Source organism: Arenibacter sp. F20364 (assembly GCF_023015905.1).
GTDB lineage: Bacteria > Bacteroidota > Bacteroidia > Flavobacteriales > Flavobacteriaceae > Arenibacter.
The window spans coordinates 182870-194873 of sequence record NZ_JALKBD010000003.1 but is presented as its reverse complement, the minus strand read 5'-3'; the positions used below and the strand labels follow the sequence as shown (position 1 = coordinate 194873).

At 38.8% G+C, this 12004-nt stretch carries 11 protein-coding genes; 6 read left to right on the top strand and 5 right to left on the bottom strand.

The window, feature by feature from the left end:
- Positions 1 to 3: 3 nt before the first annotated feature.
- Genes MWU84_RS03480 through MWU84_RS03465 form a run of 4 tightly spaced genes read right to left on the bottom strand, consistent with a single transcriptional unit; the run spans position 4 to position 5095 of the window.
- The gene (locus MWU84_RS03480; RefSeq protein ID WP_246898297.1) at positions 4 to 1824 is read right to left on the bottom strand and encodes an ABC transporter ATP-binding protein; all 1821 of its coding nucleotides are present in this window, start codon (positions 1822 to 1824) and stop codon (positions 4 to 6) included.
- The gene (locus tag MWU84_RS03475; RefSeq protein ID WP_246898296.1) at positions 1824 to 3533 is read right to left on the bottom strand and encodes a phospho-sugar mutase; all 1710 of its coding nucleotides are present in this window, start codon (positions 3531 to 3533) and stop codon (positions 1824 to 1826) included. Before MWU84_RS03475 ends, MWU84_RS03480 begins: the two co-directional genes overlap by 1 nt.
- A 45-nt stretch (positions 3534 to 3578) precedes the next feature.
- Positions 3579 to 4535: a glycosyltransferase family 2 protein gene (locus MWU84_RS03470; protein WP_246898295.1), complete on the bottom strand. Its 957-nt coding sequence runs from the start codon at positions 4533 to 4535 to the stop codon at positions 3579 to 3581.
- Positions 4536 to 4570: 35 nt separating this feature from the next.
- Positions 4571 to 5095, bottom strand: a complete 525-nt coding sequence (locus MWU84_RS03465; RefSeq protein WP_246898293.1) for a DUF4199 domain-containing protein — start codon at positions 5093 to 5095, stop codon at positions 4571 to 4573.
- Positions 5096 to 5264: 169 nt separating this feature from the next.
- On the opposite strand from MWU84_RS03465, the gene MWU84_RS03460 reads away from it, so the two are divergent.
- The 3 genes from MWU84_RS03460 (at position 5265) to mtaB (ending at position 8214) form a co-directional block, all read left to right on the top strand.
- A complete protein-coding gene (locus MWU84_RS03460; protein WP_246898290.1) occupies positions 5265 to 5516 on the top strand; it encodes a type B 50S ribosomal protein L31 in 252 nt (83 codons plus the stop codon).
- Between the two features lie 67 nt (positions 5517 to 5583).
- Positions 5584 to 6759, top strand: coding sequence for a GlmU family protein (locus MWU84_RS03455; protein ID WP_246898288.1), 1176 nt, complete (start codon positions 5584 to 5586; stop codon positions 6757 to 6759).
- A 126-nt stretch (positions 6760 to 6885) separates the two neighbouring features.
- Entirely contained in the window at positions 6886 to 8214 is a 1329-nt protein-coding gene (mtaB, locus tag MWU84_RS03450; protein WP_246898493.1) for a tRNA (N(6)-L-threonylcarbamoyladenosine(37)-C(2))-methylthiotransferase MtaB, read from the top strand.
- A gap of 104 nt (positions 8215 to 8318) precedes the next feature.
- Here the strand turns inward: mtaB and MWU84_RS03445 are convergent, their stop codons facing one another.
- Complete coding sequence (locus tag MWU84_RS03445) at positions 8319 to 8612, bottom strand: GNAT family N-acetyltransferase (RefSeq protein ID WP_246898286.1); 294 nt, start codon at positions 8610 to 8612, stop codon at positions 8319 to 8321.
- 150 nt (positions 8613 to 8762) lie between these two features.
- Between MWU84_RS03445 and MWU84_RS03440 the strand changes: the two genes are divergently transcribed.
- The 3 genes from MWU84_RS03440 to cls all read left to right on the top strand — a co-directional run bounded on the left by MWU84_RS03440 (position 8763) and on the right by cls (position 11987).
- On the top strand, positions 8763 to 9440 hold the full coding sequence (locus MWU84_RS03440) for an alpha/beta hydrolase (RefSeq protein ID WP_246898285.1): 678 nt from the start codon (positions 8763 to 8765) through the stop codon (positions 9438 to 9440).
- Positions 9441 to 9566: 126 nt separating this feature from the next.
- Entirely contained in the window at positions 9567 to 10523 is a 957-nt protein-coding gene (locus tag MWU84_RS03435) for a lytic transglycosylase domain-containing protein (protein WP_246898283.1), read from the top strand.
- A complete protein-coding gene (cls, locus tag MWU84_RS03430) occupies positions 10524 to 11987 on the top strand; it encodes a cardiolipin synthase (RefSeq protein ID WP_246898280.1) in 1464 nt (487 codons plus the stop codon).
- Positions 11988 to 12004 lie beyond the last annotated feature (17 nt).

The window sequence follows — 12004 nt, the reverse complement described above, 5'->3', positions numbered from 1 at the left end:
GCTTTAGAAAGACTGCATGGTCACCAACTTCTTATAAACGCCGTCTTTCCCCATTAGCTGTGAATGGGAGCCCTGCTCCACAATCTCACCTTTTTGTAAAACCACTATAGTATTGGCATTTTGTATGGTGGAAAGCCTATGGGCAATAACTATCGAAGTCCTGTTCTGCATCATTTTTTCCAAGGCATCCTGTACCAATCTTTCGCTTTCGGTGTCCAAGGCAGAGGTAGCTTCATCCAGAATCATTATGGGTGGATTTTTTAGTACGGCCCTGGCGATGGACAGGCGTTGTTTTTGTCCGCCGCTCAATTTATTTCCACTGTCTCCAATATTGGTATCATAACCAAGGGGAAGCTCAGAGATAAAATCATGGGCATTGGCTATTTTGGCAGCGGCAATTATTTCCTCTTCTGTAGCATTATCCTTGCCTAGTCCTATGTTGTTTTTAACGGTATCATTGAACAAAATGGAATCTTGGGTAACTAGTCCCATCAAATTGCGAAGCGATTTTTTGGTAAAATCCTTAATATCCAAACCATCAATGGTTATTTCACCTTCGTTTACATCATAAAAGCGTGTCATCAAGTTGGCGATAGTACTTTTTCCACTGCCGGATTGACCTACCAAGGCCACGGTCTGACCCTTATCAACTTTTAGATTAAAATTCTTCAAAACGAATTCATCTTCATATTTGAAGGAAACGTTTTTAATTTCTATTCCCTGATCAAAAGTGGATTTTGAAATGGCATTGTTCTTTTCTACAATGGGATTATCAGTTTCCAATATTTCCAATACCCGTTCCGCTGCGGAATTACCCTTTTTAACCCCAAATGATGCCTTGCTTATAGCCTTGGCAGGGGTTAGAATGTTGTATGCAAGACCCATATAGGCAATAAAAGAGGATGCATCCAGAGTTTTATCTATCAAGACCATTTTTCCACCAAACCAAAGCAGTACTCCAATGACCAATATCCCTAAAAATTCTCCAGTAGGGGAAGCAAGGTTTTGTCTGTTCAACAATTTGTTGGAGAAGTTGAAAAACCTGTTGGTGGAAGTGGTAAAGGTTTTATAGAATCTAGATTCTGAATTAAAGGCCTTGATAACCCTCAATCCTCCCAAGGTCTCCTCTACAATGGATAAAAATTGACCTTGTTCCCGTTGAACCCGATCCGATTTCTTTTTCAGGGATTTTCCGATCCTTGAAATGATCATTCCCGCTATGGGGATAAAAATAAACACGAATAGGGTAAGTTTTGTACTTATCCCGAACATGATTACTATGGTAAACAATATGGTTAAAGGCTCCCTGACAATGAGTTCCAATATAGATAGAAAGGAATGTTGAATCTCCAATACATCCGAAGTAATACGGGCGATAACATCGCCCTTTCTCTTCTCCGAATAATAGGAAATTGGCAAATCCACTATTTTGGCGTACATCTTATTTCTTATGTCTTTTAGTACCCCATTTCTTAAAAAGGTAATAAAATACATGGCCAGGTAATTAAAGAAATTCTTTAAAAGGAATAGGATCAATACCAGGCCAATGACCAGGATCAAACCTTTCATTTCGTCATCACCGGAATATGCATTTACCCGATAATTAATATAGTCCTGTAAATAATCCTTTAACTGACCCATACCTTCATATACCGGTTCAACCAAAATCTTTTTTTCCGGCTTAAAAAGCACGTCAAGCATTGGAATTAAGGCAGCAAAGGAAAGTGCACTGAAAAGGGCGTATAGAATATTAAAAAAAATGTTTAAAAATCCGTATTTACGGTAGGGTTTCGCAAAGCGAAGAATTTTTTTAAAATATTCCATTAACCTATGTTCAGTTCTTTAAGGATTCTTGCAATCTTAGCATCCAACTCGGCATCTACTTTTTTATAATCGGCTGCATTCTTCAATGCGGTGTTGATGCTAAAATAGAATTTGATCTTTGGCTCCGTACCACTAGGTCTGGCGGCCATTTTGGTGCCATCCTCGGTAATGTATATCAATACATTGGATTTTGGAATGTCTATAGGAGTTATTTTTCCTGTTAGGACATTCTTAGAGGTTGCCGTATTGTAATCTTCCACTGTAACCACTTTGGAGCCATCGATGGTGTCGACAGGATTATCCTTAAAATCTATCATCATCTGCTTAATTTCTTCCGCTCCGGACATTCCTTTTTTGGTTAGGGAAATCAGTTTTTCTTTGAAAAAGCCATAGTCCACATAACAGTCTATTAAATCCTTGTAGAACGAACTGCCATTTGCTTTGGCGTTGGCACCAATTTCACATGCCAGTAGAGTAGAGGTTACCGCATCCTTATCGCGTACAAAATCTCCGACCATAAAACCAAAACTCTCCTCGCCACCACCGATAAAGGGCTGTTCAGGGAAATCCTTGATCATTTTGGCAATCCATTTAAAACCTGTCAACGCTGTCTTGCATTCCACACCATAGGCCTTGGCCAGTGAGTCCATCATAGGTGTAGAAACAATGGTGGAAGCTATAAATTCTTTTCCTGTAATTCCTTTTTTCTTCCTTTGGTCCAACAAAAACTTGGTCATCATGATCATCGTCTGGTTACCGTTCAGGATTTCCATTTCTCCCTCAAGATTACGAACGGCTACACCAAGGCGGTCGCTATCCGGATCGGTACCAATTACCATATCAGCGCCAATTTCCTCTGCCTTTTTAATGGCCATGGATAGGGCTTCGGGCTCTTCAGGGTTTGGCGATACTACCGTCGGGAAATTACCATCTGGTTTGGCCTGTTCCTCAATAATGGTCACATTTTTATATCCGGCCCTTTTGAGTACCTCAGGGATTGCCGTAATTGAAGTTCCATGAAGGGAGGTAAAGACAATTTTAAAATCGTCCTTGCCCTTGGCATTGAAGTTGCCGTTTTTAACGGATGCCTCAATAAAGGCTTCATCCACCTTTTGGTCTATTAATTCTATTAGGCTTTCATCTGCATTGAATTTGATGTCTTCAAAGTCAAGGCTATTTATTTCGCTTACAATGGCACCGTCCTGTGGTGGTACTATTTGTCCACCATCGGTCCAATACACTTTGTATCCATTGTATTCCGGCGGATTATGTGAAGCCGTTAAAACGATTCCGGCGTGGCAGTTCAGGTACTTTACGGCAAAGGATAGTTCTGGGGTAGTGCGCAACTCGGAAAAAAGGAACACTTTAATACCATTGGCAGCAAAAACTTGAGCCACTGTCCTGGCCAAAGTATCACTATTGTGCCTACAGTCATAGGCGATGACCACTTTAACCTGTTCCTTATTATATACTTGATTGAGATAATTACTAAGACCTTGTGTACTTTTTCCCAAGGTGTATTTATTGATTCTATTGGTACCGGCACCCATAATCCCGCGCATCCCTCCAGTTCCAAATTCTAGGTTCTTGTAAAAGCGGTCTTTTAGCTCTTCAGTATTGCTGTCTATCAACTTTTGAATTTCATTTTTGGTCTTATCGTCGAAAAAATCGGTTAACCAATTTTTAGCATTTTTCAGTATGGCTTCCATAGTTGTTTGGTGTTATATGTTCTTAAAAATACGAAGAATATTTATTTATTTTTCGGTAAGATTTATTTCTTCCGAGATATTGTAACGGGTTTCATTCTTTCTCGATCTTACCATTATTTCCCCTAAAAAGCCAGCAAGAAAGAGTTGCGTACCTATTACCATGGCAGTTAGTGCAATATAGAATTGTGGCCGTTCTGTGATGAGTCGACCAAAGGGGTTGATAAAGACCTTGTCTATACCTAAATAAAGTGCAAATCCAAAACCTATAGTAAACATTAGTACACCCAAAGCCCCAAAAAGGTGCATGGGCCTTTTTCCAAATTTGGAAACAAACCAAATGGTAATCAGATCCAAAAAGCCATTAATAAATCGGTCCATACCAAACTTGGTCTTGCCGTATTTTCTGGCCTGGTGCTGTACTACTTTTTCATCTATTTTATGGAATCCGGCACTTTTGGCCAAAACGGGAATATAGCGGTGCATTTCTCCGGAAACTTCAATTGTTTTTACAACTTCTTTTTTATAGGCCTTTAAGCCGCAATTAAAATCGTGCAACCGGACCCCAGAAGTCTTTCGGGCGGCCCAATTAAATAATTTGGAGGGTAGATTTTTACTAAGAATGGAGTCATATCTCTTTTTCTTCCAGCCAGAAATAAGATCAAACCCTTCCTGATCGATCATTTGATATAAATCCGGAATCTCTTCAGGGTTGTCCTGTAAGTCTGCATCCATTGTTATTACCACATCGCCCTTTGCTGCCTTAAAACCGGCATGAAGGGCCTGTGATTTACCAAAATTCTTTAAGAAGCGTATTCCTTTGACATTGGGATTGGACTTGGCCAATGAGGTGATAATGTCCCAAGAATCATCGGTACTTCCATCATCGATAAAAAGTATTTCATATAAAAAATGATTGGATTGCATTACGCGTACAATCCAATCATGTAGTTCGGTCAACGATTCTTCTTCGTTGAGTAAGGGAATTATAATAGATATATTCATTCGGTACTAATGGAAAATCTTTTCAAAAGTACAAATTACTGAATAGTTTCTTTCTTTTTTAAAATTAAAGCTGGAATAAGTGACAATAAAAGGCTCGCCACAATACTATAAATAAGCCCAAAAATAATTTGCCAGGAGGGTGTTGTGAATTTTTTGCCCATTTCCATTTGGGCATCAATTTGATCTGGAGTCATTTTTGTTGTCTCCATAAGCATGCCTTTTTGGTACTCCATGGCCTTGTTCATCATTTCAGGGTCTATAACGCCCGCCAGGATCTGATTGAAGATGATGCCAATGATACCAGCGATCAGGCCAATACCTACACCAATTTTTAGACCTTCCCCAAAGGTCATGAAACCATTGTTGTCTTTTTTAAATTGCATCATTCCGATAATGATCATTGCTATGGTAATCAAGAGACTAACACCCATTACCATGGGACCTCCTTGATAATGCATATCCAACGAATATAACATCAAAATAAATACTACACTTATGGCTCCAAGGATAAGTCCATAAGTCAAGGCGTATTTTCCTGTTTTTGGTTTGGTTTCTTCCATGTTGATTGATTTAATTAATGGTTTTTACGGTTAGTAGTTTAAAACTTAATTTTGTTACAATTAAAGGTAGGTTATTTTTATTTTTCCTTTTTTAAGATTTTAAGTTGTTCTTTTCAGAAAAATATTTAAATTTGCACCTCGAAATTAAGCAGGAACAAACGTTTTTACAATGAAAAAAGATATACATCCAGGGAATTATAGATTGGTAGCCTTTAAGGACATGTCCAATGAAGAGGTTTTTATCACTAAATCCACAGCCGATACCAAAGAAACTTTAGATGTTGATGGAGTTGAATACCCATTGGTTAAATTGGAAATTTCAAGAACTTCACATCCGTTCTACACTGGTAAAGCTAAATTTTTGGATACTGCAGGTCGTATCGATAAATTTAAGAGCAAATACCAGAAGTTCAAAAAATAATATTTTCTTTACAAAAGAGTTATTAAGTCACGCAACTGCGTGACTTTTTTTGTTTTAATTTTGTTGTATGAACTATATTCTTTTTGACGGTACAGTAAGAAGGGCCTTGTTGCCGTTTACTTTTACAAGACCAGTTGCAGATATTAGGATCGGAATTCTGACCATAAGGGAAAAGTGGGAAAATTACCTTGGTAACACCATTACCACAATAACGGAGGATTATCTTTCCGAAAGATTTCCAATGGTGGAAATGGAAGAGAATATACTTATAAATGCGTCCTTTTTACCCAATGAAGGCTTAGTAGACTTGGTATCAAATTTAAACGAAAATGAAGCCGTATTCTACGGGGACGAGGTTATAGCCTTTTATACAAAAGAGACTCAGGAAGAGGTCGATTTTTCAACCTACACCCATATTGAATTTGAAGGTTCCGTATTGAGAATTGAAAATACTTGGGATATTTTCTCCAAGAATGGAGAAGCAATGCAGGCAGATTTTGAGCTGTTGACCAAGGGCAGAAAAAGTGCTCCCATCTCCAAGACCAATAGTTTGGTAAACCCCGAAAATATTTTCTTGGAGGAAGGTGCCAGCGTTGAGTACAGTATATTAAACGCCTCGGAGGGCCCAATCTATCTCGGTAAGAATTCCGAAGTATGGGAAGGCAACCTTATTAGGGGAGGTTTTGCCTTGTGCGAAAAGGCGGTAGTGAAAATGGGTGCGAGAATCTATGGACCTACTACTGTTGGACCTTATAGCAAAGTCTGTGGTGAAATTAGTAATTCTGTTTTAATAGGATACTCCAGTAAGGGCCATGAAGGTTATCTCGGTAATTCAGTACTCGGGGAATGGTGTAATATTGGGGCCGATTCCAATAATTCCAATTTAAAGAATAATTACGCAAAGGTGCGTTTATGGAATTATGATACGGAGAAATTTGAACAGACCGGACTTCAGTTTTGCGGCTTAATGATGGGCGACCATAGCAAAACTGCCATTAATACCATGTTTAATACCGGAACGGTTATAGGTGTAAACTGTAATATTTACGTCCCCGGATTCCCTAGGAATTTTGTTCCCAGTTTTAGTTGGGGAGGTGCTTCCGGTTTCACTACATACCAACCCCAAAAGGCTTTTGAAGCTGCTAAGGTTATGATGGCGCGTAGGGGAGTGGAATTCAATGAAATGGATGCCAAGATATTGAACCACGTTTTTGAGGAAACCAAACGATGGCGTAAGGAGTAACTTCTACCTAATAAATTAACCAAACCCTTGGGTTTACCTTATGGGTTCCCAATTATTGGTATATTTGCAAACGTTTTGGATTAATGTATAAGAAACCGAATTGTATTCGGTCTAAGTAGAACAATGATGAAGAAAAAGGTCGCTTTCTATACCTTGGGCTGCAAGCTCAATTTTTCGGAAACTTCAACCATAGCTAGGGATTTGGTTGAGGAAGGCTTTGAGCGTGTAGATTTTTCCGAAAATGCGGATATGTATGTCATCAATACCTGTTCGGTTACGGAAAATGCCGATAAGCGATTTAAATCGATCGTTAAGCAAGCTCAAAAAAGCAATCCAAACGCCTTTGTGGCCGCTATAGGATGCTATGCCCAGCTTAAACCAAAGGATTTGGCGGCGGTAGACGGAGTTGATCTTGTTCTGGGGGCCACCGAAAAATTTAAGATTGCAGATTACGTCAATGACCTTTCCAAAAACGATTTTGGCCAGGTACATTCCTGCGAAATAGAAGAAGCCGATTTTTATGTAGGCAGTTATGCCATTGGCGATCGCACCAGGGCTTTTTTAAAGGTACAGGATGGTTGTGATTATAAATGCACTTATTGTACTATTCCCTTGGCCAGGGGGATATCTAGAAGTGATACCCTTCAGAATGTTCTAAATAATGCCGCCGAAATATCATCAAAAGGCATTAAGGAAATTGTGCTTACAGGAGTTAATATTGGAGATTACGGTAAAGGTGAATTTGGGAATAAAAAACATGAGCATACTTTTTTGGATCTGGTAAAAGCTTTGGATAGGGTAGAGGGAATCCACCGTTTGCGCATTTCTTCCATTGAACCCAATTTATTAAAAAATGAAACCATAGATTTTGTGGCGCAAAGCAGTTCATTTGTCCCACATTTCCATATTCCTCTTCAAAGTGGTAGTGATGCTATCCTAAAATTGATGAGCAGAAGATATTTGACCAATTTATATGTTGATCGCATAAATAGAATTAAAGAGGTTATGCCCCACGCCTGTATTGGGGTAGATGTCATAGTAGGATTTCCCGGGGAGACCGAAGAACACTTTTTGCAGACCTACAATTTCTTGAATGAACTTGATATTTCCTATCTGCATGTATTTACCTATTCTGAAAGGGATAATACCAAGGCGACGGAATTAGACAGTGTTGTACCCAAAAAAGTCAGGAATAAGAGAAGTAAGATGTTAAGGGGACTTTCCGTTAAAAAAAGAAGGGCCTTCTATGAAGGGCAATTGGGTTCTACCAGAACTGTATTGTACGAAGCCGAGAACAAGGAAGGCTATATCCATGGATTTACAGAGAATTACGTAAAGGTCAAGGCACCATGGAATCCCAACTTGGTAAATACATTACAGGAGATAAGACTTACGGAAATTGATGATGACGGAATGGTAAGAGGGGTAGAAATAGGTAGTGCTGTATCGGCCTAGGCGAACCCAGCATTGGTAGAGGCTATGTTGATAGGCCAAATCAGGAATAGACAATATTGGAATAATAAAAAACCTCTCGGTTATGAGAGGTTTTTTATTGGTGATTATATTCTTATGCCGACGGGTAGCATTTCTTTGTATTGTCGATTTTTTCTCAAGAAACCTGCTATCTGAGGGCTAGTAGGCACAACTCTTAAATTTTGTTCTTGGATATGGCTCAAAACACTTTTAATGAACTCCTCTTTAAAATCTTCCTTTGTTATTTCCTCAGGAATAACAAGTTTGGTCAAAAAAACTTTTCGTTCTTGAGAAGAATATTCGATTTTAGCCAAGTGGCCGTCAACCCTGGCTTCGAATTGTCTCAAGAAACCATTGTCCTTAATTTCTACTTCATTCATATAGTTTGATTTTAAATAATGACTAATTTTGGATCATAACGTTCTCATATTACAATCTAGGCTCATAAACTAAGTAAACACATAAGCAGGGACGAAAAAGCCAAGAAAACAAAGTTAATGAAAAAAAAGTTATTATCCTATTAAAATAGTATGCTAAAAACCCGAACGGTCCAGAAGAAAATACATGTTTATTTCATGCCAGGTATGGCAGCCAATCCTTCCATTTTTGCCCGTATAAACTTACCTGTAGCGACTTTTGAAACTCACTTTTTGGATTGGGTGGTTCCTGAAAAGAATATTAGTTTGGAGGATTATGCCTTAAAAATGTCCAGACTCGTTAAACACGAGGATGCTGTCCTAATTGGGGTTTCCTTTGGGGGAATTTTAGTTCAGGAGATGGCAAAATATATTAAAGTACGAAAGGTTATTATTATTTCAAGCGTCAAGAGTAATTCAGAACTGCCAAAGAGAATGATATTTGCCAAGTACACCAAAGTGCATAAGCTATTGCCCACCGGCTTGGTAAATAATATGGAGTTACTGGCAAAATACGCCTTTGGCGAAACTGTCCCCAAACGTCTTGCACTTTATGAGCAATATTTGTCCGTCCGCGATAAATATTACTTGGATTGGTCTATAGATTCCATAGTAAATTGGAAACAAACCCGGCACAGGGAAAATGTAATTCATATACACGGTGAAAAAGATCCAGTTTTTCCCATTGGACATATAAAAGATTGCATCACTGTGAAAAATGGGACCCATACGATGATTATTCACCGATCAAAATGGTTTAATGAACACTTACCTACAATTATTTTGCAATAAGGCAGTTCTATTTAATATATTTGAATAAGAAATGGGTGAATGGCATGGACTACCAGAGAGGTGAAACCGCCTACCCAAGGTGATAAGACAACTAAGAAAATTTAGGAATTTAAAAAAATTGAACGCATGAAGGTTATAAAGAATATTTTAATGATTTTGGGAGTTTTTTTCGTGGGAAGCACCTTGATATTTGCTGTGCAAAGTCAGTATAAGGATACGGCCATGATGACAGAAAATCCCGAACCTGAAACAAATGATGGGGAGGAAGTGGGCTATCGCATCACGGCCATTGAGATTCCAGAAGATTTAAACTTCGCCGGAGAGCCGGTTCCTTTTGACGATCCTGAAATTATGGAGCGTGTAGATCGTGAGTTTTTGGTAAATACCTATTGGCAGTCCAATGCCCTATTACTGATGAAAAGGGCCAATAAATTTTTTCCTATTATTGAGCCGATCTTGGCCAAAAATGGAATTCCGGACGATTTTAAATACTTGGCCTTGGCTGAAAGTGGGCTTCAAAACGTAGTTTCTCCCGCAGGGGCCACTGGTTTTTGGCAGATAATGAGTGCCACTGGTAGGGAATATGGCCTTGAAATCAATAGCAATGTGGATGAAAGATATCACGTTGAAAAATCGACCGAAGTAGCCTGTAGATACCTAAAGAGATCCAAAGATAAATTTGGCAGTTGGACCTTGGCCGCAGCAGCATACAATGCGGGAGCTGGAGGAATAAAAAAGTATATGGGCATACAAAAAGCTGATGGCTACTATGACCTTCTTTTAGGAGAGGAAACAGGGCGTTATGTATTTAGAATTTTGGCGATCAAGGAGATATTGTCCGATCCTGAGAAATATGGTTTTCATCTTGAAAAGGAGGACATGTATACTGCCGTTCCCACCTTTAATGTGGAAATTGATGAGCCGGTGAGCAATTTTGCCGATTTTGCCAACCTATATGAAATTAACTACAAAATATTGAAAAGGCACAACCCATGGTTGAGGGAGCCACATTTGAATAATTCTTCCAGGAAGAAGTACACCATAGAAATTCCAAATAAAGGATACTACAAGATTTCCAAATAGATGGTGTCTTTCCTAAAAGATAATGTTTGGTCTTTACTTTTGGGAATTAATTATTTGTTGGCCATTATATTCTCGGTCTTAATCGTTCTAAAAAATAGAAATCCGGTTAAGACCTTGTCATATATATTTGTTTTGGCAACCTTACCTTTTATTGGACTTTTGGTCTATTATTTTTTTGGACAGGACTACAGAAAGGATAAAATTTTTGAAAAAAAGTATATCGCGGACCACGATCGACTAAAAAAATGGCGTAAAAACTTTAGTCTTAACGTAGAGGTAAGGGAAGATTTAAAGGAGGAGTTTGGAGAAGGTATATTCAAGATCTATCGCCTAATGCGCACCAACGAAAATGCGGTACTTGCTTTTGACAACCAAGTGGACATCCTTATAAATGGTGAGGAGAAATTTAAATATTTAAGACAAGACCTCGCCAAGGCTAAACATCATATACATTTAGAGTATTTTGTACTGTTCGACAAGGGGTTAGGGAGTGAAATTATTGAAATTCTGTGCAAGAAAGCTAAGGAAGGGGTTAGCGTAAAGTTGATCTATGATGATGTTGGTAGCAACATTGCCAATGAATACAAAAAGAAACTTACGGACAGTGGGGTCCTTCACTACGCCTTTATGCCCGTTTTATTCTCAAATTCCACTAGTAAACTCAACTATAGGGATCATAGAAAGATAGTTGTAATTGATGGAGATATTGGCTATGTTGGAGGAATTAACCTGGATCAGAAATATGACAATACCTTTGACAATGACAGATATTGGAGGGATACACATTTACGCATCATTGGTGGGGCGGTAGGTGGCCTTCAATCCGCATTTATCCTAAGCTGGAATTTCGTGGCCAAGGATAATATGGAAATCGAGGAAATTCTTCTTCCCAAACCAAAGGCCGCTCCCCCAAAGCCGGTAGCAGTGCAAATTGCGGCAAGTGGGCCCGACAGCGATTGGGCAAATATAATGGAAGCCATGTTTTGTGCCATTAATTCCGCTAGGGAAAGTATATTGATAACAACCCCCTACTTTATTCCAAATTCCGCTATATTGACCGCTTTAACCACCGCTGCAAGGAGTGGGGTGGAGGTTAGGATAATATTGCCCCATGAATCAGATTCCTGGGCAGCCCAATATGCAACCGATTCTTATATTGAGCAATGTTTAAATTCCGGAATTGTCATCAATAGATACCGAAAAGGTTTTATACATGCCAAGACCTTGGTCATAGATGATATGTTCTCAAGTGTAGGGACTGCCAATATGGATTATCGAAGCTTCTCCATGAATTTTGAGATAAATGCCCTAATTTATAATAGGGACATTAACCAACAAATGCGCAAGCAATTCCAATTAGACCTAGAGGATTGCGAAGAAGTTACTGTGGCACGTTGGAAAAATAGAAATCTCAATAGAAGGCTTAAGGAATCCTTTAGTAGGCTTTGGGCTCCCCTGCTATAATTGTCTATTTTGTACAA